This window comes from Massilia sp. Root351 (genome assembly GCF_001425045.1).
In the GTDB taxonomy this organism is placed as follows: Bacteria; Pseudomonadota; Gammaproteobacteria; order Burkholderiales; family Burkholderiaceae_D; genus Rugamonas.
In genome coordinates, this window is record NZ_LMDJ01000001.1 from 150,329 (window position 1) to 177,279 (window position 26,951).

At 64.1% G+C, this 26,951-nt stretch carries 25 protein-coding genes; 18 read left to right on the top strand and 7 right to left on the bottom strand.

The features are described from left to right. Positions 1 to 3 precede the first annotated feature (3 nt). Genes pepP through ASD15_RS00705 form a run of 3 tightly spaced genes read right to left on the bottom strand, consistent with a single transcriptional unit; the run spans position 4 to position 3,195 of the window. Complete coding sequence (gene pepP, locus ASD15_RS00695) at positions 4 to 1,377, bottom strand: Xaa-Pro aminopeptidase (protein WP_057152757.1); 1,374 nt, start codon at positions 1,375 to 1,377, stop codon at positions 4 to 6. Next, a complete protein-coding gene (murU, locus tag ASD15_RS00700) occupies positions 1,374 to 2,099 on the bottom strand; it encodes an N-acetylmuramate alpha-1-phosphate uridylyltransferase MurU (RefSeq protein ID WP_057152758.1) in 726 nt (241 codons plus the stop codon). The genes pepP and murU overlap by 4 nt, the downstream gene beginning before the upstream one ends. Positions 2,100 to 2,109: 10 nt before the next feature. Continuing rightward, the gene (locus tag ASD15_RS00705; protein WP_057152759.1) at positions 2,110 to 3,195 is read right to left on the bottom strand and encodes an aminoglycoside phosphotransferase family protein; all 1,086 of its coding nucleotides are present in this window, start codon (positions 3,193 to 3,195) and stop codon (positions 2,110 to 2,112) included. Positions 3,196 to 3,294: 99 nt separating this feature from the next. On the opposite strand from ASD15_RS00705, the gene ASD15_RS00710 reads away from it, so the two are divergent. Genes ASD15_RS00710 through rsmA form a run of 4 tightly spaced genes read left to right on the top strand, consistent with a single transcriptional unit; the run spans position 3,295 to position 8,889 of the window. After that, positions 3,295 to 5,538, top strand: coding sequence for an LPS-assembly protein LptD (locus tag ASD15_RS00710; RefSeq protein WP_057152760.1), 2,244 nt, complete (start codon positions 3,295 to 3,297; stop codon positions 5,536 to 5,538). A gap of 57 nt (positions 5,539 to 5,595) precedes the next feature. Continuing rightward, positions 5,596 to 6,987, top strand: coding sequence for a peptidylprolyl isomerase (locus ASD15_RS00715; RefSeq protein ID WP_082551450.1), 1,392 nt, complete (start codon positions 5,596 to 5,598; stop codon positions 6,985 to 6,987). 23 nt (positions 6,988 to 7,010) lie between these two features. After that, positions 7,011 to 8,102 carry a 4-hydroxythreonine-4-phosphate dehydrogenase PdxA gene (pdxA, locus tag ASD15_RS00720; protein ID WP_057152762.1) on the top strand — a complete coding sequence of 364 codons (1,092 nt, stop codon included), beginning with the start codon at positions 7,011 to 7,013 and terminating at the stop codon, positions 8,100 to 8,102. Between the two features lie 10 nt (positions 8,103 to 8,112). Continuing rightward, entirely contained in the window at positions 8,113 to 8,889 is a 777-nt protein-coding gene (gene rsmA / locus ASD15_RS00725; RefSeq protein ID WP_057152763.1) for a 16S rRNA (adenine(1518)-N(6)/adenine(1519)-N(6))-dimethyltransferase RsmA, read from the top strand. Between the two features lie 242 nt (positions 8,890 to 9,131). On the opposite strand, the gene ASD15_RS00730 is transcribed toward rsmA, so the two are convergent. The 3 genes from ASD15_RS00730 to ASD15_RS00740 all read right to left on the bottom strand — a co-directional run bounded on the left by ASD15_RS00730 (position 9,132) and on the right by ASD15_RS00740 (position 12,015). Further along, a complete protein-coding gene (locus tag ASD15_RS00730) occupies positions 9,132 to 9,758 on the bottom strand; it encodes a hypothetical protein (RefSeq protein WP_057152764.1) in 627 nt (208 codons plus the stop codon). Positions 9,759 to 9,780: 22 nt separating this feature from the next. After that, positions 9,781 to 10,371 carry a hypothetical protein gene (locus ASD15_RS00735; RefSeq protein WP_057152765.1) on the bottom strand — a complete coding sequence of 197 codons (591 nt, stop codon included), beginning with the start codon at positions 10,369 to 10,371 and terminating at the stop codon, positions 9,781 to 9,783. A 147-nt stretch (positions 10,372 to 10,518) separates the two neighbouring features. Next, on the bottom strand, positions 10,519 to 12,015 hold the full coding sequence (locus ASD15_RS00740; protein ID WP_229418008.1) for a metallophosphoesterase: 1,497 nt from the start codon (positions 12,013 to 12,015) through the stop codon (positions 10,519 to 10,521). Positions 12,016 to 12,130: 115 nt separating this feature from the next. On the opposite strand from ASD15_RS00740, the gene ASD15_RS00745 reads away from it, so the two are divergent. Both ASD15_RS00745 and hrcA read left to right on the top strand, forming a co-directional pair. Then, a complete protein-coding gene (locus tag ASD15_RS00745) occupies positions 12,131 to 12,850 on the top strand; it encodes an HAD family hydrolase (protein WP_229418009.1) in 720 nt (239 codons plus the stop codon). Positions 12,851 to 12,887: 37 nt separating this feature from the next. Then, positions 12,888 to 13,904, top strand: a complete 1,017-nt coding sequence (hrcA, locus tag ASD15_RS00750; protein ID WP_057152766.1) for a heat-inducible transcriptional repressor HrcA — start codon at positions 12,888 to 12,890, stop codon at positions 13,902 to 13,904. Positions 13,905 to 13,964: 60 nt separating this feature from the next. Here the strand turns inward: hrcA and fur are convergent, their stop codons facing one another. After that, on the bottom strand, positions 13,965 to 14,393 hold the full coding sequence (fur, locus tag ASD15_RS00755; RefSeq protein ID WP_057152767.1) for a ferric iron uptake transcriptional regulator: 429 nt from the start codon (positions 14,391 to 14,393) through the stop codon (positions 13,965 to 13,967). A 121-nt stretch (positions 14,394 to 14,514) separates the two neighbouring features. Here fur and ASD15_RS00760 point away from each other — a divergent pair, with 121 nt between their 5' ends. The 12 genes from ASD15_RS00760 to ASD15_RS00815 all read left to right on the top strand — a co-directional run bounded on the left by ASD15_RS00760 (position 14,515) and on the right by ASD15_RS00815 (position 26,951). Next, entirely contained in the window at positions 14,515 to 15,120 is a 606-nt protein-coding gene (locus ASD15_RS00760; protein WP_229418010.1) for an outer membrane protein assembly factor BamE, read from the top strand. A gap of 12 nt (positions 15,121 to 15,132) precedes the next feature. Continuing rightward, positions 15,133 to 15,939, top strand: a complete 807-nt coding sequence (dapB, locus tag ASD15_RS00765; protein WP_057152769.1) for a 4-hydroxy-tetrahydrodipicolinate reductase — start codon at positions 15,133 to 15,135, stop codon at positions 15,937 to 15,939. Between the two features lie 2 nt (positions 15,940 to 15,941). Next, the gene (locus ASD15_RS00770; RefSeq protein ID WP_057152770.1) at positions 15,942 to 16,613 is read left to right on the top strand and encodes a MotA/TolQ/ExbB proton channel family protein; all 672 of its coding nucleotides are present in this window, start codon (positions 15,942 to 15,944) and stop codon (positions 16,611 to 16,613) included. A gap of 9 nt (positions 16,614 to 16,622) precedes the next feature. Next, the gene (locus tag ASD15_RS00775) at positions 16,623 to 17,042 is read left to right on the top strand and encodes a biopolymer transporter ExbD (protein WP_057152771.1); all 420 of its coding nucleotides are present in this window, start codon (positions 16,623 to 16,625) and stop codon (positions 17,040 to 17,042) included. Between the two features lie 2 nt (positions 17,043 to 17,044). Beyond that, positions 17,045 to 17,371, top strand: a complete 327-nt coding sequence (locus ASD15_RS00780) for a barstar family protein (protein WP_057152772.1) — start codon at positions 17,045 to 17,047, stop codon at positions 17,369 to 17,371. A gap of 106 nt (positions 17,372 to 17,477) precedes the next feature. Beyond that, positions 17,478 to 20,666: a type VI secretion system Vgr family protein gene (gene tssI / locus ASD15_RS00785; protein WP_082551452.1), complete on the top strand. Its 3,189-nt coding sequence runs from the start codon at positions 17,478 to 17,480 to the stop codon at positions 20,664 to 20,666. Continuing rightward, positions 20,663 to 22,237, top strand: a complete 1,575-nt coding sequence (locus ASD15_RS00790) for a hypothetical protein (protein WP_057152773.1) — start codon at positions 20,663 to 20,665, stop codon at positions 22,235 to 22,237. The genes tssI and ASD15_RS00790 overlap by 4 nt, the downstream gene beginning before the upstream one ends. A gap of 1 nt (position 22,238) precedes the next feature. Beyond that, a complete protein-coding gene (locus tag ASD15_RS00795) occupies positions 22,239 to 23,228 on the top strand; it encodes a PoNe immunity protein domain-containing protein (protein ID WP_082551453.1) in 990 nt (329 codons plus the stop codon). A 178-nt stretch (positions 23,229 to 23,406) separates the two neighbouring features. Next, complete coding sequence (locus tag ASD15_RS32735; protein ID WP_057152775.1) at positions 23,407 to 24,081, top strand: PoNe immunity protein domain-containing protein; 675 nt, start codon at positions 23,407 to 23,409, stop codon at positions 24,079 to 24,081. A gap of 21 nt (positions 24,082 to 24,102) precedes the next feature. Further along, complete coding sequence (locus tag ASD15_RS00805) at positions 24,103 to 25,116, top strand: PoNe immunity protein domain-containing protein (RefSeq protein ID WP_057152776.1); 1,014 nt, start codon at positions 24,103 to 24,105, stop codon at positions 25,114 to 25,116. Continuing rightward, on the top strand, positions 25,113 to 26,102 hold the full coding sequence (locus tag ASD15_RS00810; protein WP_057152777.1) for a PoNe immunity protein domain-containing protein: 990 nt from the start codon (positions 25,113 to 25,115) through the stop codon (positions 26,100 to 26,102). The genes ASD15_RS00805 and ASD15_RS00810 overlap by 4 nt, the downstream gene beginning before the upstream one ends. Before the next feature lie 21 nt (positions 26,103 to 26,123). After that, a complete protein-coding gene (locus ASD15_RS00815) occupies positions 26,124 to 26,951 on the top strand; it encodes a PoNe immunity protein domain-containing protein (protein ID WP_057152778.1) in 828 nt (275 codons plus the stop codon).

A 26,951-nucleotide genomic window follows, 5' to 3' on the forward strand; every position in this document is an offset into this window, starting at 1 on the left:
CGCTCATGGCTGCGCGGCCGGCTGCGCCGCTTGCTGCACGGCGTGCTGCATCAGCGTCTCGATCTCTTCCACCGTCTTCGGCGCGGCGGCGCTCAGGATGGTATAGCCCTCGTTCGTCACCAGCACGTCGTCCTCGATACGGATGCCGATGTGCCAGTACTGCTCGGGCACGTCCTCGCCCGGGCGCACGTAAATGCCCGGTTCCACCGTCAGCACCATGCCCGCGTGCAGCAGGCGCGACGGGGTGCCGGCGGTGTGTACATCGCGGTACAGGCCCACATCGTGCACGTCCATGCCCAGCCAGTGGCCGGTGCCGTGCATATAAAAGCGCGTGTAGGCCTTGGCGGCGATGGCTTCATCCACGCTGGCGTACTTGCTCTTGTCCAGCAGGCCCAGGTCCAGCATGCCCTGCGCCAGCACCCGCACGGCGGCGTCGTGCACCGCCTGGTAGGGCTGGCCGGGGTGGATCGCCTGCAGCGCGGCGGCCTGCGCCGCCAGCACCAGTTCGTACAGCGTGCGCTGCGGCGCGCTGAAGCGGCCGTTGACCGGATAGGTGCGCGTAATGTCGGAAGCGTAGCCATCGAGCTCGCAGCCGGCGTCGATCAGCACCAGGTCGCCGTCTTTGGTTTGCGCATTGTTGGCGTTGTAGTGCAGCACGCAGGCATTGGCGCCACTGGCGACGATGGAGTTGTAGGCCGGCGCCTGCGCGCCATGGCGGCGGAACTCGTACAGCAGCTCCGCCTCGATCTCGTACTCGTGCATGCCGGGCCGCGAGGCACGCATGGCGCGCGCGTGGGCCAGGCCGGAAATGGTGGCGGCGCGCAGCATGGTGGCCTGCTCGTCCTCGTCCTTGACCAGGCGCATCTCATCGATCAGCGGCAGCAGGTTGTGCTGCGTTTCCGGCGCCGTCACGCCGCTGCGGGACTGGCCGCGCACCGCGTCTATCCAGCGCTTGATTTGCGGCTCCAGCAGTGTGTGCTGCGCCGCGCGGCCTTGCGGCGCGTACAGCGTGGCGACGTTGGCCAGCAGGCGCGCCATCTCGGTATCGAGCGCGGCGATGGGGAAGGCGGCGTCGACGCCGAAGGCTGCGCGCGCCGCTTCGGGGCCGTGCCGGTAGCCCTCCCAGATTTCGCGCTCGGCGTTTTTCTCGCGGCAGAACAGGATGGCCTGGGCCGGCGTGTCGTGATGCGGCGCCGCCAGCACCAGCACCGCTTCGGGCTCGGTGAAGCCGGTCAGGTAGTAGAAGTGGCTGTCGTGGCGGTAGGGATAGTCGCTGTCGCTGTTGCGCGGCACTTCGGGCGCGGTGGCCAGCACGGCCACGCTGCCCGGCTCCATCAGCGCCAGCAGGCGCTTGCGGCGCAGGGCGTAGGCGTTCATGGCGCGGAGCTTCCGGCGGCGGCCTTCACGCCGTTGAGCTCATTGAGCTGGTCCACCGTGCCGACGTTGACCCAGTCGCCCTCGTACAGCTCGCCGCCCACCTGGCCCAGGTCCGCATACTGGCGCAGCAGCTTGCCCAGGCCGGCGCGCTGGCCCGGCGCGATGCCGTCGAACATTTCGGCGCGGTACACGCCGATGTTACCGAAGTTCCACAGCGTCTCGCCTTCATTGGCGACGGTGTACATGTTCAGCGCGAAGTCGCCCTTCGGGTTGTGCCAGGGGTTCTTGGTCAGCCAGATCCAGGCCGCGTCGCGCTTGTCCTTCGGGTAAGGGTTGCCCCACATGTCCTTATCGTGCAGCACGTCCTTGACCTGTTCGAAGTCGAAGTAGGGACAGTAGATGTCGCCCGAGATGGCCAGGAAGGGCTCTTCGCCCAGCAGGTGGCGCGCCTGCGCGATGCCGCCCGCCGTTTCCAGCGGCACCGGCTCCGGCGAATAGCGGATCTGTGCGCCGAACTGGCTGCCGTCGCCCAGCGCGTCCTCGATCATGTGGCCGAGGTGGGAATGGTTGATGACGATGTCCGTGATCCCGGCGCGCACCAGGTTCAGGATGTGCCAGACGATCAGCGGCCGGCCGCGCACCTTCAGCAGCGGTTTCGGGCAGTCGTCGGTCAGCGGACGCATGCGCTCGCCGCGTCCGGCGGCCAGTATCATGGCTTTCATGGCGCCGTCCTCAGAAGGTGTAGCCGACTTGGGGCTGCTTGTTTTCCAGCGCGTCCAGCAGGCGCACCAGCGGCTTCAAGTCCTTGTAGCGGCCGGCCGTCTTGCGCACGTACTCCAGCACCGTCGGCAAGTCGCCCAGGTACAGCGGCTTGCCGTCGCGGTAGTTCAGGCGGCAGAAGATGCCGAGGATTTTCAAGTGGCGCTGCAGCGCCATGTACTCGAAGTCCTTGTAGAAGGAATCGATGTCCTTGTTTACCGGCAGGCCCTCGGCCTTGGCGTGCTGCCAGTAGCGGATGGCCCAGTCCAGCACCAGTTCCTCGTCCCACGAAATGTAGGCGTCGCGCAGCAGCGAGGCCACGTCGTAGGTGATGGGGCCGTACACGGCGTCCTGGAAATCGAGGATGCCGGGATTCTTCTCGTCCATCCACATCAGGTTGCGCGAGTGGAAATCGCGGTGCATGTAGACCTGCTGCTGCGCCAGGCAGTTGGCGATGATGGCGTCGAACACCTTCTGCAGCTCGGCCGCCTGGGCTTCGGTCAGCACCGCGCCCAGGTGCTTGGCGATGTACCATTCCGGGAACAGGTTCAGCTCGCGCAGCATGAAGGCGCGGTCGAATTCGGGCAGCACGCCGGGCTGGCTGGCCTTCTGGATGTTCACCAGCGCTTCCAGCGCCTCGGCATACATGGTGGAGGCATTGTCGTGGTCCAGCACTTGCAGATAGGTGCTCACGCCCAGGTCCTGCAGCAGCAGCAAGCCGCGCTCGACGTCCTGCGCCACGATGGCAGGCACCGATACGCCGGCGGCGGCGAACAGCGCGTCAACCTTGACGAAGGCCGGCACGTTCTCGCGTTCGGGCGGCGCGTCCATCACGATCAGGGTGGCGCCGTGGGCCGGCTGGTGCGCGGGCAGCACGTCGACGCGGAAATAGCGGCGGAAGCTGGCGTCTGCCGAGGCAGGGCGGGCCGACGCGGGATCGACCAGGTTGAGGGAAACGAGCCAATCTTTCAACAGGATCAGGCGTGCGTCGGTCGCCTGGGCGCCGTCGTGGGCGGCGTTGCATGCGCCGTTAGGTGATAAGTTAGACAATAAAGACATGAAACAGCCTGTGGAATCCGGTTGGTGTGAACAATTCCCATATAATAAGGGATTCAACTTAAAAAATCGCCTGTCAATGGTGTTTCGTCCCTTCATTTCATGAGCCGGTTCTCAGTCCCTCCTAGCCCCCACAGCTGGGCGTTCGCGCTCACGGCCCTCGTCACCGCCGCCGCGGTGCCCGGCTATGCCCAGACCGCCCCCAAACGCAGCCACGTGGCGGACCCGGAAGCGCCCACCGTCATCCGCGCCGAAGAATTCGACGGCCGGCCGGACCGCGAGCTGAATCTGACGCGCGATGTGGAAATCGTGCGCGACAAGACCCGCGTCACCGCCGACACGGCCTGCTTCCGCCAGGTCGAGGACGAGGTGGAGGCGCGCGGCGGCGTCAAGATCTGGCGCTACGGCGACTACTACACCGGCGACGAGCTCAAGTTGAACATGGAGTCGGGCAAGGGCTATATGCTCAACCCGACCTACAAGCTGGAGCTGAACGCGGCCCAGGGCAAGGCGCAGCGCATCAACTTCCTCAACGAGGACGAGGCGCTGGTCATCGACGGCACCTACAGCACCTGCCAGGGACCGAATCCGGACTGGTACCTGAAATCGAGCACGCTGAACCTGGATTCCGGGCGCGACGTGGGCGTGGCCGGCAAGACCGTCGTCTACTTCAAGGACGTGCCCATCATCGGCACCCCGGCCATGTCGTTCTCGCTGTCGGGCGCGCGCCGCTCCGGCTGGCTGCCGCCGATCCCGGGCTTCGGCTCCAAGGGCCGCGCCGAGCTGACGGTGCCGTACTACTTCAACATCGCGCCCAACCGCGACCTGACGCTGTTCCCGCGCCTGATCGCGCGGCGCGGCATCCAGATCGGGGCGCATGCGCGCTATATCGGCGAAACCGACGCCGGCAGCTACGCCGGCGACACCTTCGTCGAGTACCTGCCGAACGACAAGCTGGCCGACGCCGACCGCTGGATGATCACGTCCAACCACACGCAGGCCATCGCCAAGGACTGGTCCTACGGCTGGAACGTGCGCGCCGCATCGGACAACAACTACCCGAACGACTTTTCCAAGACCGTGTCCGGCTCGGCCGAGCGCCAGCTGCTGCGCGAGCTGCGCACCGACTATCGCGGCGAATACTGGAGCCTGTCGGCGCGGGTGCAGAAGTACCAGGTGCTGCAAGACCCGGCGGCCGTCGCCGGCTCGCCGCTGTTCGTGCCGCGCCCGTACGACCGCCTGCCGGCCATCAATTTCCACGCCGCCCGCTACGACGTGGCCGGCTTCGACTGGCAGGTCAGCAGTGAACTGACCAGCTTCTGGCATCCGACCCTGACGCGCGGCAACCGCCTGGTGGCGGTGCCGCAGGTGAGCTACCCCATCATCGGCCCCAGCTACTTCATCACGCCCAAGCTGATGCTCAACGCAGCGGCCTACCAGCTCGACCCGCACGACGGCGCGGACGGCAAGTCGCTCACGCGCGCCGTGCCCACCATGTCGCTCGATTCGGGTCTGGTGTTCGAGCGCGACACCAAGCTGTTCGGCCGCAACGCCACGCAGACGCTGGAGCCGCGCCTGTTCTACGTGAAGACGCCGTACCGTGACCAGAAGGAGTTCCCGAACTTCGACACGGCGGCGGCCACCTTCAACTTCTCGCAGATCTTCAACGAAAACCGCTTCGTCGGCTCGGACCGGGTGGGCGACGCCAACCACGTCACGGCGGCGGTGGTGTCGCGCTTCCTGGAAGCGAGCGGCGCCGAGCGCCTGCGCCTGGCCTTTGGCCAGCGTTTCTACTTCAGCGACCAGCGCGTGCAGCTCGACGCCAGCACCCCCACGCGCGACGCCAAGTCGGACATCCTGCTGGCGGCCACCGGCGTCATCTCCGACAGCTGGGTGCTCGACAGCGCGGTGCAGTACAATCCCTCGGACAGCCGGGTGGTCAGCTCGAACCACGCGGTGCGCTGGAGCCCCGGCCCGAAGAAAGTGCTGAACCTGGGCTACCGCTACCTGCGCGACTCGGTCAGCAACAAGGACGTGTTCAAGAACGTGGACCTGTCCAGCCAATGGCCGCTGACGGCGCGCTGGTACGGCGTGGGCCGCATCAGCTATTCTTTGCAGGGCAAGAAGATCCTGGAAGGCTTGCTGGGCCTGGAATACGCGCACGATTGCTGGGTGTTCCGCATGGGCGCGCAGCGCTTCGTGACCACCGCCGAGGAAGCGTCCACGCCGATCTTCTTCCAGCTGGAACTGAACGGCCTGTCCAAGTTCGGCGTCGGCAATCCGCTGGAGGTGCTGCGCAACAGCATTCCAGGCTACCAGCGCCTGAACGAGAGCACCCGCCGCTAACCCGGCTTTATCCTTCACCACTGACTCATGAGCGTCACATCTATGCGTAATGCCCGTATGCACCAACTCAAGATCGCAGCCCTGCTGCTGTGCGCCATCACCGCCGGCGGCCAAGCCCTGGCGCAGGACGCCAAGCCAGCCGCCACCCCCGCAGCCGCCCCTGCCGCCGGCAAGGGCTTCACGCCGCCGGTCCCGGTCGGCCAGACCAATAACACGCCGATCGACTCGATCGCCGTGGTCGTCAATGAAGACGTCATCACCCGCCGCGAGCTGACCGAGCGCGTCAAGACCGTGGTGCAGCGCATGAAGGCGCAAAACGTGCAGCTGCCCGGCGACGCCGACCTGCAGCGCCAGATCCTGGAGCGCATGATCGTCGAACGCGCCCAGCTGCAGCTGGCCAAGGAAATGGGCGTGCGCGTGGACGACAATCAGCTCGACCGCGCCATCGCCCGTATCGCCGAGCAGCAGAAGCTCACCGTGCAGGACATGCGCAACCAGATGGAGAAGGAAGGCATCACCTTCGCCGCCTTCCGCGAAGAGATCCGCGAAGAGATCATCATGCAGCGCCTGCGCGAGCACGAGGTCGACTCCAAGGTGCAGATTTCGGACGCCGAAGTGGACGCCCACCTGGCCGCCGAAGCGGCCATGGCCGCCGAGCAGTTTGAAATGAACATCTCGCAGATCATGATCCGGATTCCGGAGAACGCCTCGCCGGAAGTGATCGCGCAGAAGAAAGCGCGCGCCGACGAAGTGATGCGCCAGCTGCGCACCGGCGCCGACTTCGCCAAGATGGCCGCCACCTACTCCGACGCCGGCGACGCGCTCAAGGGCGGCGAAGTGGGCTGGCGCAGCGCCGACCGCCTGCCGCCGCTGTTCGCCGAAGCGCTGGAAAAACTCAAGCCGGGCCAGGTCACGCCGGTGATGAAAAGCGTGGGCGCCTTCCACATCCTGAAGCTGAGCGAAAAGCGCAGCATGGCCGAAGCCCAGGCGGCGGCGGCCGTGACGCAGACCCGCGCGCGCCACATCCTGATCAAGGTCACCCCCAGCACCAGCGCGGCCGACGCCAAGCGCAAGCTGGAAGACCTGAAGGAGCGCCTGGACAACAAGGCCGCCAAGTTCGAAGATCTGGCGCGCCTGCAGTCGAACGACACCTCGGCTTCCAAGGGCGGCGACCTGGGCTGGCTGATGCCGGGCGACACGCTGCCGGAGTTCGAGGCGGCCATGAACGGCCTGAAGATCGGCGAAGTGAGCGCCCCGGTGGAAACCAGTTTCGGCTACCACCTGATCGAAGTGCTCGAGCGCAAGACCGACGACCTGTCGAAAGAGAAGCAGCGCACCGCCGCCCGCAACGCCATCCGCGAACGCAAGACCGAGGAAGCGGCCGAAGACTGGCAGCGCCAGGTACGCGACCGCGCCTACGTCGAGTACCGCGGCGACGACCTGAAATAATCCACCAGGGAAGGGGAGCCTCGATGAGCGCCACTCTGCAATCCGGGCGCCCCAGAGTGCGCCCCCCCGGCGCCCGCCCGGCCATTGCGGTCACGGTGGGCGAACCGGCCGGCATCGGTCCGGAAATTTCCATCCGCGCCGCCTGGGCCATGCGCAAGGAAGTCAATTGCGTGCTGCTGGGCGACGCCGCCTTCCTGGCCATGACGGCCAGCTATATCGACCCCGAGATCCGGCTGTCCGCGCTGTCGCTGCAGGCGGTGCGCAACGGCGGCCTGCCGCACTTCGGCCCCGGCACCGTCAGCGTGATCGACGTGCCGCTGGCCGCGCACGTGGTGCCCGGCACGCTGGACAAGGAAAACGGCCGTGCCGTGCTGGCCACGCTGGACGCGGCCATCGAAGGCATCGGCGCCGGCTGGTTCGACGCGGTGGCCACGGCGCCGCTGCAAAAGAGCACCATCAACGACGCCGGCGTGCCGTTCTCCGGCCACACCGAATACTTCGCCGAAAAAACCGGCACCGCGCAAGTGGTGATGATGCTGGCCGGGCAACCGCTGTCGCCGGCCGGCGAGGCGCCGCAGCCGCCGCTGCGGGTGGCCCTGGCCACCACCCATTTGCCGCTCAAGGATGTCGCCGGCGCGCTGACGGTGGACAGCCTGGGCACCACGCTGGACATCATCGCGCACGACCTGAAGACTAAATTCGGCATCGCCGCGCCGCGCATCCTGGTGGCCGGCCTGAACCCGCACGCGGGCGAAAACGGTTACCTGGGGCGCGAAGACCTCGACGTGGTGGCCCCGGCCATCGCGGCGGCGCAGGGGCGCGGCATCGCCGCCAGCGGCCCCTATCCGGCCGACACCCTGTTCCAGCCCAAATACCTGCGCGACGCCGACTGCGTGCTGGCCATGTACCACGACCAGGGCCTGCCGGTGCTCAAATACGCCACCTTCGGGCGCGGCATCAACATCACGCTCGGCCTGCCGCTGATCCGCACCTCGGTCGACCACGGCACCGCGCTCGACCTGGCCGCGCAAGGCCTGGGCCGCGCCGAATGCGGCAGCATGGAAGCGGCCATCGCCGCGGCCGCCGCCATGGCCGGCGCCGCTCACCACATTTAAAAGAACAACCATGAAACACATCGCACGCAAACGCTTCGGCCAGAACTTCCTGCACGACGACAACGTCCTGTCCAGCATCACCGAATCCATCAACCCGCGCCCCGGCGACGCCATGGTGGAAATCGGCCCCGGGCTGGCCGCGATGACCGACCAGCTGCTGCGTTCGTTGCCCCACATGCACGTGGTCGAGCTGGACCGCGACCTGGTGGCGCGGCTGGAAAAGAAATACCCGCGCGACAAGCTGACCATCCACTCCGGCGACGCGCTCAAGTTCGACTTCGGCAGCATCCCGGTGCCGGCAGGGCAAAAGCTGCGGGTGGTCGGCAACCTGCCGTACAACATCTCCAGCCCGCTCCTGTTCCACCTGGCCGACTTCGCGCCGCAGGTGCAGGACCAGCACTTCATGCTGCAAAAAGAAGTGGTCGAGCGCATGGTGGCCGAGCCGGGCAGCAAGGTATATGGCCGGCTGTCGGTGATGCTGCAATGGCGCTACCACATGGACCTGCTGTTCGTGGTGCCGCCGGAAGCGTTCGACCCGCCGCCAAAGGTCGATTCGGCCATCGTGCGCATGATCCCGGTGGCCAAGCCGCTGCCGTGCGACCGCGAGACCCTGGAAGCGGTGGTGCAGAAGGCGTTCTCCCAGCGCCGCAAGGTGATCCGCAACTGCCTGTCCGGCATGTTCACCGAAGAGCAGATCCGCGCCGCCGGCATCGACCCCACCGCCCGCCCCGAGACGGTCGCGCTGGAAGGCTATGTCGCCCTCGCCAACTTGCTGAAACCGGTCTAACTTTCCCAACCCCAAAATGGGGTCAGGGTTAATTATCTATGCAATCCACGCATAGATAATTAACCCTGACCCCATTTTGCGTTGGAGCAAGCAAAAAAAAAGCCCGCTCAGGGAGCGGGCTAAATCCAATTCTTTGGGAAGAAATGGAGGAGACAGGTGCATTATGCTGCGCCGCAGAATATATCGCCAATTTATTTTGGCGATACCAGTTATTCTGCTAATTTATATCTCCCCGCTCCTTCTTACGGCGTCGGTGCGCAGGTCACCACGATGTTGGCGCGCGGGGCGTTGCCCATCACGTCGGTGCCATTGGCAACGCTGCAGCCCAGCTTGACCGGGCTGACCGTGACCGAGGTGATTTCCAGCACGGACACGCCGTAGGCCTGGCCATCCGCGACCGGGGTGCCGAAGGTGAAGTTCGGCGTGTCCTTGGTCAGCAGGACCTGGCCGCCCAGGCTGCCGTTGGTCAGCTTGACGTTGTAGTCGCCGGTGATGCCGGTGACCGTGCCGCCTATGGTGTAGGTGTTCTGGGTGCAGATTACGCTGGCCGAGATGGAGGCGGTGTGGCCGGCCGAACCGCTGCCGTTGACCACGCTGCACGTCATGTGGTCCGGCTGCTTCAGCACCTTGATGTCGTAGGCGGTACCGTAGGAAATGCTGTTGCCGAACTTGAAGGTGGTGGCGCCCACCGGCACCGGCAGGTTGTCGCTGCCGTTTTGCAGCACCAGGCCGCTATTGGCCATCGGCTGCGAAACGCCTTGGCTGGTGACGAACACGCCGGCCACGTCGAACGACGCTTTGCCGCCGCAGGCGCTCAGCGCCAGCAGCAGGGCCGCCGCAGCGGTAGTGCGTACAGGGAATGCTTTCATGTATTGCTCCAGGCTTGTTTGATCACGCAGGTTTGTTCACGCAGGTCACGGCGACGGTGTTGACGGCGGCCATCGGCATCTTGGCCGCAGTGCCGTTGGCGACGGTGCAGTTCTGCCCGGCCGGCTGCGTGAGCACGGTCACGCCGTACGGCGCGCCGTTCGGCACCGGGACCGGGAAGGTGAACGTGGTGGCGCCAGGCAGGATGGCCACCGTGTTGTCGCCGTTGGCCAATGCCAGGCCGGCGCCGGTCAGGCCGCTAACCGTGCCGCCCAGCGCAAACGGCTCGGTGGAGCAGGTGATCACCGTGGTGCTGTAGGTGTAGTAGTTGATCTTGTTCTTGTTGTTGCTCGGCAGGCAAGTCTGGCCGTCCGGGCTCTTGTCGACCTTCACTTCGAACGCGGTGTCCGGCGCCAGCAGGTCGGGGAAGGAGAAGCTGGACGGCGCGCCGTCGATCACCAGCTGCTTGCCGCCGTTGCTCAGGATCAGGCCGGCACGGTTCAGGCCGATAATGCTGCCGCTCACCGGCAGGCTGCCGCTGTCGCTGCCGCCGCAAGCGGCCAGCGCGCTGGCCAACAGCAGGGCGGCGCCGCAACGCGAGGTCAAACTTTTCATAAAACTCTCCAGATACTGATGTAGGTACAAAGGTAAGGAAGGCCGGGCCTTGCGGCTGCGGAGGCAAGAGGCGCAATCGGCGCCTATTTTAGTGCATCCGGAACCGGCAACTTGTAACAGCTTGTGACTTTTGACATGCGAAACCGGCTATTGTACTTGTGTCACGCTGCATACGGAGCGTCGGCCGCTGATACGGCAGCGGTTTTTTATCGCGCCATGGCGGTCGTGCACCGTCACACTCCACTCGCCCGGCGCGCCGCGCTCCATGGCCATGAAGCCGAAGCCGCCTATCCAGCTGCTGAACTGATCGACCACCGCACCGGGCGCCGGGGTGATGCCGGCCGGTAGCCTGGCCGGCAGCGGGGCCATGGCCTCGGCGGTGCCGGAGAAGCCTGCCACGAACTGGGTCGGGTGCGCACTGGAAAAGCTCAGCTGCTGCCACAGGTGCACATGCCCGGACAGCAGCGCCTGCACCCGCGCCGGCAACAGCTGCGGATTGAGCGAACCGAAGCTTTGCTGCAGGCCGAGGTCGCCCAGGTGCCAGGCCAGCGCCCCGTTCGGCTGGACTTCGGCGCCCACACCCAGGATGGGGTGGTGCATCACGGCGATGTTCCACTCGGCCTGCTGCGCCAGCCCGTCCAGCCGCTGGTAGGTGGCGCGGTATTGCTCGTGGCCGGTGTCCCCCGGTTTCAGCCCTTTCCAGGTGGTGGAAGCCGTGTCGGCCACCAGCAGCTGGGCGCCGCCGCCCAGCGGTACGGCGTAGGGCGCGCTGTAGTTGGCGTCGCCGTCGCGTGCGGGATCGATGCAGTCGCGGCCGCTCTGCAGGGGGCGTGGGTCGAGCAGGCGCCACCAGCCCTGCCCGGCGCGCTCGCAGTGTTCGTGGTTGCCGCGCGCCACGACCCATGGCGCGGCCGCCAGCAGGGCGGCCCCGGGGCGGAAGAAGTCTTCGCGCCAGGTGTCCCAGCCGTAGCCGTAGGGGCTGCCGGCGCAGCCCGCCTTGCCGGGCGGGCAGGGGCTTTCCCGGTAGTGGTAGTCGCCCACGTGCACCACCAGGTCCGGCTTCCAGGCCGCCGCCGCCGCCGCCACCGTGGCGAAGGGGTAGGCTTGCGGGTCGTTGCAGTCCTGGAATTCGTTGCCGCTCCTTTTAAGGCGGCAGCCGGTGTCGCCGATGACGACGATGCGCTGCGGCGCGGGGCGCGGCAGCGGCAAGGCGGTGGCAAAGCCCGGCCCTTCCACCCTGGCGCTGGCGGCTCCGGGCGGCAGGTCCGCTTCGCACACGCGTAGCGGGAAGGCGGAGGGCTTGGCGTCGCCCTTGGTGGCGTTGGGGCGCAGCGGCAGGGTGGCCGGCGCGGCGCGCTGCGCCATCGGGCGGCTGGCGCCATCGACCACGATGGCGGGGCAGGCTGCCGCGTCGAGCACCACGCGCGCGACGGCGCCGGACTCGCCCACCAGCACGTAGGCGGCGTAGCCGCCCTGCGCGTCCGGTGCGGCCGGGGCGGACAGCTGTGCCGGCCCTGCCGTGGGCTGGAGGGAACAGGCTGCCAGCAAAGCCAGCTGGGCCAGCGCGGCCAGCGGCCGCCATGCCCGCCATAGCGGCGACAATGGCAGCGGGGAGGGGGCGCGCAAGGCGGGCAGTTGGGGCAAGGGACACTCCGTGTGGACAATCCGCTAATTTAGCATGCGCTGGCCCTGCCTTGCACCGCAACCGCAGCGCCGCCGCGTGCTCCCCATGCCGCCGCAGCCGTGCGACAATACCGCCATGACTGCCCGCATGCCCCCGAAAGCCATCCTGTTCGACCTGGACGACACGCTGTGGCCGATTGCCCCGGTGATCGCCCAGGCCGAAGTGACCCTGCACGCCTGGCTGGCCGAGCACGCCCCGCGCGTGGCGCAGCAGTTCTCCATCGACCAGCTGCGCGCGCGCCGCATGGCGCTGCTGGTCGAGCGCCCCGAGCTGCACGTGGACCTAGCCAGCCTGCGCCGCGCCGGCCTGCAGGCGGCGTTCGCTGAGCTGGGCGAGGACGAGCGCCACCTGGACGGCGCCATGCGCCATTTCTCGGCCGCGCGCAACGCCGTCCAGCTGTACGATGATGTGCTGCCCGGCCTGCTCAAGCTGAAGGAGCGCCTGGTGCTGGGCACCATCACCAACGGCAACGCGGATCTTGAAGTTGTCGGCATGGCCCACCATTTCAAGGTGTCGCTGGCGGCCGCCCACTTCGGCAGCGCCAAGCCGGACCCGGCCATTTTCCTGGAAGCGTGCCGGGTGCTGAACGTGCCGCCGTCGGCGGCGGTATATGTCGGCGACGATTTGAAACTGGACGTGGAGGGCGCCCAGCGCGCCGGCCTGCGCGCGGTGTGGATGAACCGGCGCGGCGCCGCCGCCCTGGCCGAGGCCGAGGCGCACGGCATCGCGCCGGACGCCGTCTGCGCCACATTCGACGAACTTCTGCACTGGCTGGAGACCCAGCTGGCAGATTGATCTACAGCCAGCGCGCGTCTGCGTGCATAATAACCCTATGCAACTCGATATTCGTGCCCAAACCCTGCTCAAGGCGCTCGTGGAGCGCTACATTGCCGACGGCCAGCCGGTAGGCTCGCGCGCGCTGTCGAAAATCTCGGGACTGGAGCTGTCCCCGGCCACCATCCGCAACATCATGGCGGACCTGGAGGAGCTGGGCTACGTATCCAGCCCGCACACCTCGGCCGGCCGCATTCCCACGCCGCGCGGCTACCGCATCTTCGTCGACACGCTGCTGACGGTGCAGCATATCGACGAGAGCTCGGTGGAGGCGCGCATGCGCCTGCCCAGCCAGCAGCCGCAAAAGCTGATCGCCAACGCGGCGCAGATGCTGTCCTCGCTGTCCCAGTTTGCCGGGGTGGTGATGGCGCCGCGCCACGAGTCGGTGTTCCAGCAGATTGAATTCCTGCGCCTGTCGGAGAAGCGCATCCTGCTGGTGATCGTCAGCCCGGCCGGCGACGTGCAGAACCGCATGCTGCTGACCGACGTCGACTACACGCCGGCCCAGCTGGTGCAATCGGCCAACTACATCAACCAGCATTACAGCGGCCTGGCGCTGGAGGAAGTGCGCGGACGCATGCAGGGCGAGCTGCGCCAGCTGCAGACCGACATGGGACGCCTGATGCAGCAGGCAGTGGAGGCCGGCAGCGAAGCGATGGCCGACAGCGCGGACGACATGGTCATTTCCGGCGAGCGCAACCTGCTGTCGGTGAGCGACTTGTCGTCCAACATGACGTCGCTGCGCCAGATGTTCGACATGTTCGAGCAGAAGACCGGCCTGATGCAGCTGCTGGACGTGTCGAGCAAGGCTTCCGGCGTGCAGATCTACATCGGCGGCGAGTCGAACCTGGTGCCGATGGACGAGATGAGCGTGGTGACCGCGCCGTACGAGGCGAACGGCAAGATTGTCGGCACGCTGGGGGTGATCGGGCCGACGCGCATGGCGTATGAACGGGTGATACCGATCGTCGACATCACCGCCAAGCTGCTGTCAAACGCCCTCAGCAACCACTAGGCTACCATCAGGCAGCCATCAGGCAGCCATCAGGCGACCACGCGCCAACCACTCAGGAAATTACGGCTTGTGCGGGCAGGCCGTCTTGACGCAGTTGCCGTAGATGGCCAGCGCGTGCTCGGCGATCTTGAAGCCGCGCGCTTCGGCAATGCTTTGCTGGCGCTGCTCGATTTCTTCGTCGAAGAATTCTTCCACCCGGCCGCAGTCCAGGCACACCAGGTGGTCATGGTGCGAGCCGGCGTTCAGCTCGAAGATGGCTTTGCCGGTCTCGAAGTGGTTGCGGTTCAGCAGGCCGGCCTGCTCGAACTGGGTCAGCACACGGTAGACCGTTGCCAGGCCAACATCCATATTGTCCGCCAGCAGGATCTTGTAAACATCCTCCGCAGTCAGGTGGCGCACCGGGCTATTCTGGAAAATGTCGAGGATCTTCAGGCGCGGTAAAGTCGCTTTCAGGCCGCTTGCCTTCAGGTCGGTTGGGTTGTTGCTCATGTTTCTTACTCGTGTGTGGGACAATGTGCTTTATCATATAGTGTTTTGGCACTTCCGCTCAATCGATTTGAGGTCATTTATGCGCATCACCCAGGCTATACCGCAGTCCATGTTGCACACTATGAAACGCCGCACGCCCCTCGCGGCGGGCGCGATTTGCCTTGCGCTGGCCGTTTCCGGCTGCGCCTCGCTCAGCACGCTGGGCGAAAAGAAGGCTGACCTGAAAGTCGAAGACAACGCGGTGGTGGCCGGCAAGGGCGCCCAGGTCCGCAGCATTTCGCAGCTGCAGAAATTCATGTGGTTCTTCTCCCCTTACCGTCCCGACATCCAGCAGGGCAACTTCATCTCCCAGGAAATGCTGCAGCAGCTGAAGCCCGGCATGACGCGCGACCAGGTCCGCTTCATCCTCGGCACCCCGCTGCTGCAGGACATCTTCCACGCCGACCGCTGGGACTATCCGTTCCGCCTGGCGCGCGGCAATGGCGAGACCATCGACAGCACCGTGGTGGTGTACTTCAAGGAAGGCAAGGTCGACCGCTTCGAAGGCGGCAACCTGCCCACCGAGCAGGAGTACATCGCGCTGATCGCCGGTCCGCCGAAAAACGCCAAGCAGGTGCTGAAAGAGCAGAACAAGGGCGTGTCGCCGACCTCGGCGCCGCTGCCGGCCGGCACCGACTCGGGCGCAGGCGCGGCCGTGCCGGTCACGCCGAAAATCGAATCGAAGTAAGAAGGACCGAGCATGACTGAACTGAACATTGCAATCGCGGGCGCGAGCGGCCGCATGGGCCGCATGCTGATCGAAGCCGTGCAGGGCACGCCGGAAGTGCGCCTGTCCGGCGCGCTGGACCGCGAAGGTTCGCCCAGCCTGGGCCAGGACGCCGCCGCCTTCTCCGGCAAGCCGGCCGGCGTGGCCATCGAATCGGACCTGGCCAAGGGCCTGGCCGGCGCGCAGGTGCTGATCGACTTCACGCGCCCCGAAGGCACGCTGGAACACCTGGCCTACTGCGCCGAGCACGGCATCAAGATGGTGATCGGCACCACCGGTTTCGACGAGGCCGGCAAGGCGGCCATCGCCGCGGCGGCCAAGAAGACCGCCATCGTGTTCGCGCCCAATATGAGCGTGGGCGTGAACGTTACGCTCAAGCTGCTGCAACTGGCGGCCAGGAACCTGAACGTGGGCTATGACATCGAAATCATCGAAGCGCACCACCGCCACAAGGTGGACGCGCCGTCCGGCACCGCGCTGAAGATGGGCGAAGTGGTGGCCGAGGCGCTGGGCCGCGACCTGAAGGATTGCGCGGTCTACGCGCGCGAAGGCGTGACCGGTCCGCGCGATCCGTCCTCGATCGGCTTTGCCACCATCCGCGGCGGCGACATCATCGGCGACCACACCGTGCTGTTCGCGGCGGACGGCGAGCGCATCGAGATCAGCCACAAGTCCAGCAGCCGCGTGTCCTATGCCAACGGTTCGGTGCGCGCCGCGCGCTTCCTGGCCGACAAGTCCGTGGGCCTGTTCGACATGAATGACGTGCTGTCGCTGAACTGACGATGAACGACCTGGAGAACCACTTCAGCCTGGCCCGCTACTGGGAGCAGGGCGATGCGCTGAGCCACGCGGTGGCCTATGTGCTGCTGGCGATGTCGCTGGTGAGCTGGTACTTCATCCTGTCCAAGGCGTTCGCCTCGTGGCGGGTGCGGCGCAGCGCCGGCGCCGTGGAAATCTTCTGGAACGCACCCACCATGGGCGACGGCGTGGCCGCGCTGGAAGCGGCCGACCCGGAGCGCATCTACCTGCCGCTGGCCCAGCAAGGCGCAGCGCAGGTGGACGTGGTCAGCAAGCGCACACTGGCCGGCGACATGGGCCACGCCGAACAGGTCACGCGCGTGCTGCGCGGCGCCATCCACCGCTCCACCATCAAGCTGGAAAGCGGCCTGACGCTGCTGGCCTCGATCGGCTCCACCGCGCCCTTTGTCGGCCTGCTGGGCACGGTGTGGGGTATCTACCATGCGCTGTCGGCCGTCTCCAGCCACGGCACGGTGCAGATCGACAAGATCGCCGGCCCGGTGGGCGAGGCGCTGATCATGACCGGCATCGGCCTCATGGTGGCGATCCCCGCGGTGCTGGCCTACAATGGATTCAACCGCGTGAACCGCCTCACGCTGTCCGAACTGGACGCGTTTGCGCACGACCTGCACGCCTACCTGACCAAAGCCCGCTAAGGAACCGCCATGGCTTTCGGCGCATTCAACCACCACCGGCAGAAGGAAGCGATGTCCGACATCAACGTCACGCCCATGGTGGACGTGATGCTGGTGCTGCTGGTGATTTTCATCCTGGGCGCGCCGGCCTTTACCAGCGCCGTCAAGCTGGACTTGCCCAAGGCCCAGGCGCAGCAGTCGCAGCAGCAACCGGCCACGGTGACGGTGGCCATCGACGGCGCGGGCAAGCTTTACTGGAACAATGAAGCGGTCGCGCAGGCCGTGCTCGAGCAGCGCCTGGACGAAGCGGCCAGGATGGAAGTACAGCCCGAGCTGCAACTGCGGGCCGACAAGGACACCCGCTACGAAGTGGTAGCGCAAGTGATGGCGGCCGCGCAGACGCGCGGCCTGAGCAAGATGGGTTTCGTTACCGACCCGAAGGAAAAATAATCATGGCTACCGCAGAATTGAACGGCGCAGCGATCAAGGATTTCGACAGCTTCCACGCCGAATGCAAGGCCGCCTTCGGCTTCCCCGACACCTACGGCAACACCATGGACGCGTGGATCGACTGCCTGAGCTATGTGCGCGACGAAGACGGCATGACCAGCTTCCACCTGAAGCCGAACGAGGTGCTGGAGGTGGTCATCAAGGATGCCGCCGCCATGAAAGCGGCGGTGCCGGACATCCTCGAAGAGATCACGTTCTGCATCGGCGGCATCAACGAGCGCTACGAAGACTACGGCGAAAAGCCCGCCTTGAAGCTGACCCTGAAGTAAGCCGGGCGCCGCCCGCAGGTTACTGCGCGGCAATCGAATCGTTCTTGCGTGATGTGTATTTCTGAGTTGTAATCTCAGCCGTACATATTAATTCGCTAACATTCCGATGCCCGCGCCTGACTTCACTCAAGCAAGCCGATTGTTGCAACTTGCCACCCCGCTCGGGGCGGACGTGCTGCTGGCCGAGCGCGTGCGGGCGGAAGAGGCGCTGGGCGAAGGCTTCCGGGTGCGCATCGACGCGCTGTCCACCGACGCCGGCCTGGGCCTGCGCGCACTGATCGGCCAGCCGGCCGTGCTGCAGGTGCTCTCGCAAGAGGCCGGCGCGCCGCGCGCCTTCCACGGCCACATCACCGCTGCCGAGCTGGGCGGCGCGGACGGCGGCTTCGCCCGCTACGCGCTCACCCTGGAACCATGGACCGCCTTCCTGGCCCACGGCCGCGACAGCCGCGTGTTCCAGGACGCGACCGTGTTCGACATCCTGGACGCCGTGTTTGCGCGCTGGCACGGGCAGGGCAAGCTGGCCCCGGCCTGGCGCTTCGACATCCAGGACCGCGCGCAATATCCGCGCCGCAGCCTGGTCACCCAATACCAGGAGAGCGACTTCGCCTTCGCCGAACGGCTGATGAGCGAAGAGGGCCTGTTCTACTACTACGAGCACAGCGCGGATCCGGCCAGCCCCAGCCTCGGCATGCACACGCTGGTGGTTGCCGACCACAACGGCAGCTTCCAGCCCAACCCCTGCGGCGAAGTGCGCTTTACGCAGCCGGGCGCCGTCATGAAGCAGGACAGCATGGACCGCTGGCGTACCGAATTCCGGCTCGGCACCAACGCGGTCGAGCTGCTCAGCTGGGACTACCGCGCGCTGGACGTGCGCAGCGTCAGTGCCGCCAGCGCCGACCCGGCCGGCGACGGCGCCCCGCTGGCCAGCCGCGACGCGCCCGGCCTGTACGCCTATGTGAGCCGAGAGCACGGCCAGCGCATCGCGCAGCGCCAGCTGGAAGCGCTGGAAGCGCAGCAGGAAGTGCACGTGGGCGCCGGCACCGTGCGCACGCTGCTGCCCGGCACCACCTTCACCCTCAGCGGCGAAGCGACCTTGGACGCCGCCGGCGGCGACGCGCGCACCATGCTGGTGGTGCGCGCCGTCCACCTGATGCACAACAACCTGGCCGCCGACCTGCGCGCCAGCGTGGCCCGCGCGCTGCCCGCCAGCCCGCTGCAAGCCCTGCTGGATGGCGAGCTGGGCGCCGTGCTGCACAGCGCCGCCGTATCTGCTGTCGGCGCCGCTGCTGCCGGCCGCAGCGCAGGCGATGCCAATGGCGCCGGAGCCGCCGTCGGGGCCTCCGGCCGCGCTGCAGGCCTGCTCGACAGTACCGCCAGCGCGCACGCTGCCGGCGACAGCATCGCCGAGCGCCCGCTGTACCGCAACCGTATTGAAGCCATCCGCGCCGCCGTCCCTTACCGCTCGCGGCGCGACGACGGCCAGGGCCAGCTGCTGCGCCCCCGTCCCGCCGTGCGCGGCCAGCAGACCGCGCTGGTGGTCGGCCCGCCCGGCGCGCCCGTGTACACCGACCGCGACCACCGCATCAAGGTCCAGTTCCACTGGCAGCGCGGCGACGCCAGCCATAGCCGCCTGGCGCACCCGGACCCGGCCAGCCACGCCGGCGCCCCGGCCGACGACCAGGCCGGCACCTGGGTGCGCGTGGCAACGCCGCTGGCCCCGGTGGCGGGCGCCAACTGGGGCAGCAACGCCGTGCCGCGCGTCGGCCAGGAAGTGCTGGTGGACTTCATCGAAGGCGACATCGACCGCCCCGTCGTAATCGGCGTGCTCTACAACGGCAAAGGCGCCGCCGACGCCCAAAGCAACCAGGTGGCGCAAGGCGGCGGCAGCGCCACCGGCAACGCCGCCGCCTGGTTTCCCGGCGAAGCGGCTGGCCATGCGCATCCAGCCGTACTGTCCGGCATCAAGAGCCAGGCCCTGCAAGCGAGCCAGCGCGGCGACGGCAGCTACCGCCAGCTGGTGTTCGACGACAGCCCCGGCCAGCCGCGCGTGGCCTTGCAGCACCATGCCAGCCCGCACACCGGCACGGCCGAACTCAACCTCGGCCATCTGCGGCACCAGACCGACAACCAGCGTCTTGTCCCGGCCGGCTTCGGCGCCGAACTCAAAGCCGAGCACGCCACGGCGCTGCGCGCCGGCGCCGGCATGCTGCTGTCGGCCGACGCCCGCGCCGGCGGCATCGGCGCCCACATGGACGCGCGCGAAGCGCAAACCCAGCTTGACAGCGCAGCCCAGCTGCAAACCCAGCTGGCCGATACCGCCCAGCAGCACAACGCCGGCCTGCCGGACGCCAACGGCGCCAAGCCCGCACCGGCCGAGCTGCCAGCCATCAAGCAGACCACGCAGACCGCCGCAGCGCTCTGCGCCGTTGCCGGCGGCAGCGCCATGGGCGGCGGCAGCGAGGGTGGCGAAGGCGGCCTGGGCGACGCCACCGCCTACAGCCAGCCGCTGCTGCAGCTGTCCAGCCCGGCCGGCATCGCCGCGCTCACCCCGGCCTCCGCCATCGTCACGGCAGCGGCCCACAGCGCCATCACCGCCGGGCAGGACATCGACCAGGCCGCGCAAGGCAACCTGCTGCACCAGGTCAAATCGGGCATCACCCTGTTCACCTACGGCAAAGCCGGCAACGCGGACAAGCCCAACCAGGAAACCGGCATACGCCTGCACGCCGCCAGCGGCAAGTTCAGCAGCCAAAGCCAGTCCGGCCCCACCCGCGCCACGGCCGACAAAACCATCACCGTGGCCAGCACGGCCGGCAGCGTCACCGCCGCCGCGCGCCAGCACGTGCTGCTCACGGCACAGGGCGCCTACATTCGCCTTGAAGGCGGCAACATCGACGTGCACGGCCCCGGCACCATGTCCTTCAAGGCCGCCATGAAAGACCTGACCGGCCCGTCCAGCGCCAGTCCCGAACTGCCCGCGCTGCCGCACCCGGACAACATCGGCAACGACATCGAACTGCGCTTCCAGTACGACGACCTGGACGGCGTGCCTGGCGCCCCTTTCCTCGTCACCTTCGCCAACGGCACCGTTCGCAAAGGCAAGCTGGACGACAAAGGCCACGCCCAGCTGAAGAACGTGCCGCCGGGCGACTACACCGTGGAGTTCGGCGAAGACCCGCGCGACTGGGAAGCGCCGCCACTGCCCGAACCGGAGCACAGGAAAGCCGAGGTGCGCGAGCAGGGCAGGCTGGCCGTTGAGCAGGCGCGCGCCGAGTACGAAAGGGGGCAAGCTTGAGCATCATCGACGACTGCGTGAAGTTCCTGGAAGACCTCATCATGGGCGACTTCAACGATGAGCAAATGGTGTCCGCGCAAATCATCGGCGGCCTGGTCTCGCTGATCCCCGTGATGGACCAGGTGATGGACGTGCGCGACATCTCCGGCACGCTGTACCGCATCAACAAGCACGGCGGCTTCGGCAAGGCCTCGCTGGACCAGAAAGTGGACCTGGGTTTCGCCGCCTTCGGCGTGATCCCCGAAGTGGGCAGCGCCTTCAAGACCGTGTTCAAGCCGCTGTACCGGCAGCGTAAGCGCGCCAAGGGCGTCATCAACAGCGGCGTGGCGATGATAGAAACCATGCTCGGCAAAAAGAAAGGCGGCGCCGTGCGCTGGGTGCGCGCGCTGGACTGGGCCGGCAACACGCAAGCGGCCATCATCCAGGCCAACATGGCGCTGGAAAGCTGCATTGCCATGCTGGACTACCTGGGCCAGAAACACTGGTGGTGCCCCGACCGCATAGAACAGTTGGCGCGCGACGTCGCCCCCAGCCTGCGCTCCATGCGCGGCAAGCTCGCCGCCCCGATCCGCGAAGCCGCCGCCGAGATCCGCAAATTCCTGGAAGGCCTGCTGGGTGAGCATGCGGCTGCCGTGGCGATGTCGGTGGCGGGCAATGCTGCGATGGTGCGCGGCAGCGGCGCCCCCGCCAGCCGTGCAAACGGTGCGCGTAGTCCGCCGAGGCATAAGGATATGGCGGAAACTCCTCGCACTCAAGGTAAGAAAGCATCTGGACGCACACTTACTGTGGCCCAAAAAATGGCCTATGAAGCTTATGCTGTCCTAAATCATGCATTGAAGGGGCTATTGGGGGAACACATTGTTGATCATTATGTTATCGAAAAGAAGAGCTGGGGAATGCAGTGGAATCGGCACGACATAATTGCTGCGAGCAGGGGAGGCAAAAAGAGCGGATGGCAAAATGATTACAAGAAAATTAATGACAATGAGATTCCTTTGTATTTGTGCACGCCAAGCTCTCATGTTTTGACCAGCGGCATAGATTCACTCTGGATAACAAACCGTAATGTTCCTCGTCAATATGCTGTAGTCGAGGCCAAGGCTAGTATGAACCCGGGGGCTCAATTACTTAGTTTGCTTGGGGAAGCAAACGGTACAGCAGTACCGGGCCAATCTCCTGGCGGACAACGGCCGGGCAGTGGAGGGAATAGAACCGGAGCTGCAAGGCCTCGACCCGCTCGAAAGCCTGTGCAGTCCAAAGTCCTGCAGATGAGTGAAGAGTGGGTCCAGGCGCGACTAAGAAGAGATTTTGGATCAATATTTATTAGAGTCGATGATAACTACACTCGTCACGTTATGTTGGTTACTCCTGTGGAAGCAGCGGAACATATTTCTGCATTAAATAAGATATTAGAAAATGATTTGATTAATAAACCTCGAGAGGCACAGGAGTTCGCATCTGAGCATGCTAACCACAGTATTGCCAATGAGTTTGATGCGGTGGATATAGATAAGGCTAACGAGACATACAAAAAATCGGGTAAGCCCCCTAAGACAAGGCCGAAAAAATAAAATGAACAATGAATTTGAACTGGTGCGCCGTCAGCCATATATTGACAAACAAACTTTTTTAAACACGATCACGCATTATCGTAGCGATGAGACGATTGCTGAGGAAAAGCTATTGCGGCAGGAGGGCTCACCGAAGCGACAACGCGGGACGCTGGTCTTCATGGCGGGGAATCTCTGGCGAGAGTTCCAGCTGCGCTACACAGCGGGCGATGCGCTTGCCGACTTGGCTGTCTTCCTTACGGTCGTGGTGGAAGGTTACGAGCGGGCAGCAGAGATAGGAGACCAAGTTCCAGAAAACGATTACGCGCCAGTGTTCACGCTGAATGACCCGATGGATGAGTACGTGGATTACATCGGTTTGCTGAGCGCCGCAGTCCTGCTGCATCGAGAGGATCTGATACCCAGAATTCACGCCCTCCTTGCAGGGACGGATTTCGACGAGGCAGATCTGCTGGTTGAAGAACTGTTGAATTTTTATCTGCCTGATCGCCCAATGGTCGATCAGTGGTTCTGGGACAAGCCCTACGGTATATTGGTGGAAGTGATTGACAGCGAGACTGCAGCGGCCAAAGTCAAAGGCATGCAAAAGTATGTGACGAAGTGGTACTCTTCGATGAAGGGGCAAGCTCATTTCTGGGGCAAGCACGAGAAAATCACGCCGGAATACTCGGACTATGTCGGCTACTGGGCGTTCTGCGCCGCTGCCTTCACTTACCTCTATGATATCGACGACAGCGGATACCGGAATGAAACGGTGTATCCAAAGGACTTGGTGGACTACGCCCGCAGTAAGCCGCGCCAACCTGTCCGCCTCAAGGACGGAAATGAAATCCTGCGTGTTGCTGGCGGCCAGCCCTGCCCACAGACTGGAAATTGGTTCAGCCCTGCCAAGGAAGACAGCGCGCGCCACTTCAAGGAAGGCGAGCTCATGCCGACGTTCAATGCGTCCGAATACGGCCAGACAATCTGGCAGTGGAGCCCTAGTATCTAAGCACGCGCGACAGGCCATCGTGAATGCTACGTTTTCGGAGCGGCGGCGTCAGCCCTACATCGATGAGATCAGTTTTATAAATACACTTGCTCACAACCGGAGCGAAGCAGAATTTGGGGAACAGGAACTACTAAGATATCGAGATACAGAGCGTGACAGGAGCGTAATTCTAGGGGCCTTGGCCACTTCTATATGGGGCGATTTTCAGTTGCGGTACACGGCGGGCGAGGCGCCGTCCAAACTGCACCGCGAGGATTTGATTCCACGTATCCATGCGCTCATGAAAGGTACCGACTATGACGGGTCAGATCTCCTGATCGAAGAATTATTCAACTTCTATCTCCCGGAGCGTCCCATGGTAGATGAATGGTTCTGGGATAAGCCGTACGGTATGTTAGTCGAGGTGATTGACAGCGAATCATCAGTTGCCAGAGCTAAAGCCATGAAGAAGTACGTGACGAAGTGGTATTCGTCAGTGAAGGGGCTGGCGCATTTTTGGGGCAAGCACGAAAAGGTCACTTCAGAATACTCGGAATATGTCGGATACTGGGCATTTTGTGCCGCCGCGTTCACGTACTTGTACGATATCGATGACACCGCTTACCGGGACGAAGTCGTGTATCCCAAAGACCTGGTAGACTATGCGCGCAGTATGCCTCGCCAGCCCGTCCGACTCAAGGACGGTACTGAATTTCTTAGGGTGGCAGGAGGCCAGCCTTGTCCACGCGCGGGAAACTGGTTCAGTCCAGCCAAAGAGAACAGCGCGCGGCACTTTAACGATGGTGAACTTATGCCGACCTTCAACGCATCCGAATACGGCCGGACAATTTGGCAATGGAACCCAAGTGCATAGCCATGCGTCTAAGGCCGTATCGTGAGCGCACCGTTCTCGGTCCGCCGGCGTCAGCCGTATATCGACGAGCAAACCTTTCTCAATACGATAGCGCACTATCGCCGGGAGGCGGAACAGGGCGAGCAAGATCTAGTCGAGAATTCACATTTGCCGCGTGAGCAAAGTGTGATTCTTGGATTTATGGCGGGCTTCCTCTGGCGCGAATTCCAGCTACGATACACCGCTGGTGATCCTCTTCCCGAGCTAGCTGAGTTGCTTACCAAGGTCGTAGTTGCGTATGAACGCGAAGCCGAGTCGTCGGACCGGTTGCCCGAGGAAGAGTACATTCCTGTCTTTGCACTAGATGATCCTATCGATGAGTATGTGGACTTTATCGGATTGATTAGTGCCTGCGTACTTCTACATCGCGAGGACCTGATCCCGCGTATACACGCTTTGGTGGCCGGAAGCGCATATGACGAAGTGGATTTCTTGATTGAGGAATTGCTGGGTTTTTATCTACCGGACCGTCCCGCAATGGATGAGTGGCTCTGGGATAAACCCTACGGGCTGCTAGTTGAGGTCATCGTCGGCGAAACAGTTGCAGTCAAAACCAAAGCGATGAAAAAGTATGTGTCGAAGTGGTATTCGTCGATGAAAGGACTGGCCCATTTTTGGGGCAAGCACGAGAAGATGAAGCCTGAGTATTCTTCGTACGTCGGGTATTGGGCATTTTCTGCTGCGGCTTTTACCTATCTCTACGACCTCGATGACAGCGCGTATCGCGACGAGGTGGCGTACCCGCAGGACTTTGTTGAGTATGCTCGCAGCATGCCACGTCGGCCAGTCAAACTGGAGAACGGAAGCGAATTGCTTCGTGTCGCGGGTGGCCAATCATGCCGCGCGCTGGAAACTGGTTCAGTCCTGCGAAAGAGGGAAGTGGCCGCCAGTTCAAAGAAGGCGAGCATATGCCTTCGTTCGATGCCTCTGAATATGGCCAGACAATTTGGCAGTGGAATCCGGGTACCTGAGCGTGAGCGCGTGGAGATGAAATGACCACTCCGTTCAAGGTCCGCCGGCGCCAGCTTTATATTGATGAGCAGAGCTTTGCCAGCACAATAGCTACCTATCGGCGCAATGAGGAGCTGGCAGAAGAGACGTGGCCAGAGCGAAAAGATGCTCCCCGTGGCGGGACCGTGCTTTTGGGTTACATAGCTGGAGGACGTTGGCGTGAGTTTCAGCTACGATACACGGCAGGCGAAGGTCTGGCTGACCTTGCTGCTTTTCTCACGGTAGTCGTCGAAGCATATGAGCGCGAGGCCGACGCAACGGACCGGCTACCCGAGGACGAATACAGCGCTGTGTTCACGCTGGACGATCCAATCGACGAGTATGTGGACTATATAGGATTGCTTAGCGTCTCAGCATTGCTGCACCGCGAAGACCTCATACCGCGCATCTTTGCCCTGATGGAGGGGACAGACTATGATGAAACCGATCTGCTGATTGAAGAGCTCTTGAATTTCTATTTGCCTGACCGCCCAGCAGTAGATGAATGGTATTGGGACAAACCTTACGGCATGTTGGTTGAGGTGATCGACAGCGAGACACCCGCCGCCAGAGCCAAGGCCATGAAAAAGTATGTGACTAAGTGGTATCCGTCCATGAAGGGCCTTGCGCATTTCTGGGGCAAGCACGAGAAAATCTCGCCGGAGTACTCAGATTACGTTGGTTACTGGGCGTTCTGCGCCGCCGCATTCACCTATCTTTACGACATTGACGACGGCGGATATCGGAACGAAATAGTGTATCCCAAGGACTTGGTGGACTACGCCCGCAGCATGCCGCGCAAACCTGTCCGCCTCAAGGACGGCAATGAAATGCTGCGTGTTGCCGGCGGCCAGCGCTGCCCAAGGGCGGGAAACTGGTTCAGCCCAGCCAAAGAGGACAGCGCCCGGCATTTCAATGAAGGCGAACTCATGCCTTCGTTCGATGCATCCGAATACGGCCAGACAATTTGGCAGTGGAATTCCGCTACATGAGCGTAAGTGCCTGGAGGTGAAATGGCCACTCCCTTCTTAGTCCGCCGGCGCCAGCCTTACATCGACGAGCAGATCTTTCTCAACACGATAGCCCACTATCGCCGCGACGAAGATCAAGGCGAGCAAAAACTGACGGAGAACGGGCACGTGCCGCGTGAGCAAAGTGTGATTCTCGGATTCTTGGCAAACTTCCTGTGGTGCGAGTTTCAACTGCGGTACACGGCAGGCGATCCGCTTCCCGACCTGGCAGAATTGCTCACGAAAGTGGTCGCCGCCTATGAGAGAGAAGCAGAGTCATCCGCCCGCCTGCCCGATGACGAATACATTCCAGTCTTCGCCATGGACGATCCTATCGATGAGTATGTCGACTTTATCGGCTTGATCAGTGCCTGCGTTTTGCTGCATCGCGAGGATCTGCTACCGCGCGTTTACACCTTGGTAGCAGGTGGCGCGTACGATGCAGTGGATCTTGTGGTGGAAGAACTGCTGGTTTTTTATCTGCCTGACCGTCCTCCAGTAGATGAATGGTTCTGGAATAAACCCTACGGGTTGCTGGTTGACGTGATAGATAGCGACACGCCGGCAGCCAAAACCCAAGCGATGAAGAAGTACGTGTCGAAGTGGTATTCTTCGATGAAAGGGCTGGCGCATTTCTGGGGAAAGCACGAGAAAATGAAGCCTGAGTATTCTTCATACGTAGGCTACTGGGCCTTCTGCGCCGCCGCGTTCACTTACCTCTACGATATCGACGACAGCGCATACCGCGACGAGTTGGTGTATCCGAAGGACCTGGTCGACTACGCCCGCAAAACGCCGCCGCCCGCCGCAAAAGCGACCGGGGGCGCTTAG

Bases quoted from the DNA above. Each gene is read 5' to 3' on its own strand.
- pepP (WP_057152757.1), bottom strand. From the start codon at position 1,377: ATGAACGCCTACGCCCTGCGCCGCAAGCGCCTGCTGGCGCTGATGGAG.
- murU (WP_057152758.1), bottom strand. From the start codon at position 2,099: ATGAAAGCCATGATACTGGCCGCCGGACGCGGCGAGCGCATGCGTCCG.
- ASD15_RS00705 (WP_057152759.1), bottom strand. From the start codon at position 3,195: ATGTCTTTATTGTCTAACTTATCACCTAACGGCGCATGCAACGCCGCC.
- ASD15_RS00710 (WP_057152760.1), top strand. From the start codon at position 3,295: ATGAGCCGGTTCTCAGTCCCTCCTAGCCCCCACAGCTGGGCGTTCGCG.
- ASD15_RS00715 (WP_082551450.1), top strand. From the start codon at position 5,596: ATGCACCAACTCAAGATCGCAGCCCTGCTGCTGTGCGCCATCACCGCC.
- pdxA (WP_057152762.1), top strand. From the start codon at position 7,011: ATGAGCGCCACTCTGCAATCCGGGCGCCCCAGAGTGCGCCCCCCCGGC.
- rsmA (WP_057152763.1), top strand. From the start codon at position 8,113: ATGAAACACATCGCACGCAAACGCTTCGGCCAGAACTTCCTGCACGAC.
- ASD15_RS00730 (WP_057152764.1), bottom strand. From the start codon at position 9,758: ATGAAAGCATTCCCTGTACGCACTACCGCTGCGGCGGCCCTGCTGCTG.
- ASD15_RS00735 (WP_057152765.1), bottom strand. From the start codon at position 10,371: ATGAAAAGTTTGACCTCGCGTTGCGGCGCCGCCCTGCTGTTGGCCAGC.
- ASD15_RS00745 (WP_229418009.1), top strand. From the start codon at position 12,131: ATGACTGCCCGCATGCCCCCGAAAGCCATCCTGTTCGACCTGGACGAC.
- hrcA (WP_057152766.1), top strand. From the start codon at position 12,888: ATGCAACTCGATATTCGTGCCCAAACCCTGCTCAAGGCGCTCGTGGAG.
- fur (WP_057152767.1), bottom strand. From the start codon at position 14,393: ATGAGCAACAACCCAACCGACCTGAAGGCAAGCGGCCTGAAAGCGACT.
- ASD15_RS00760 (WP_229418010.1), top strand. From the start codon at position 14,515: ATGAAACGCCGCACGCCCCTCGCGGCGGGCGCGATTTGCCTTGCGCTG.
- dapB (WP_057152769.1), top strand. From the start codon at position 15,133: ATGACTGAACTGAACATTGCAATCGCGGGCGCGAGCGGCCGCATGGGC.
- ASD15_RS00770 (WP_057152770.1), top strand. From the start codon at position 15,942: ATGAACGACCTGGAGAACCACTTCAGCCTGGCCCGCTACTGGGAGCAG.
- ASD15_RS00775 (WP_057152771.1), top strand. From the start codon at position 16,623: ATGGCTTTCGGCGCATTCAACCACCACCGGCAGAAGGAAGCGATGTCC.
- ASD15_RS00780 (WP_057152772.1), top strand. From the start codon at position 17,045: ATGGCTACCGCAGAATTGAACGGCGCAGCGATCAAGGATTTCGACAGC.
- tssI (WP_082551452.1), top strand. From the start codon at position 17,478: ATGCCCGCGCCTGACTTCACTCAAGCAAGCCGATTGTTGCAACTTGCC.
- ASD15_RS00795 (WP_082551453.1), top strand. From the start codon at position 22,239: ATGAACAATGAATTTGAACTGGTGCGCCGTCAGCCATATATTGACAAA.
- ASD15_RS00810 (WP_057152777.1), top strand. From the start codon at position 25,113: ATGACCACTCCGTTCAAGGTCCGCCGGCGCCAGCTTTATATTGATGAG.
- ASD15_RS00815 (WP_057152778.1), top strand. From the start codon at position 26,124: ATGGCCACTCCCTTCTTAGTCCGCCGGCGCCAGCCTTACATCGACGAG.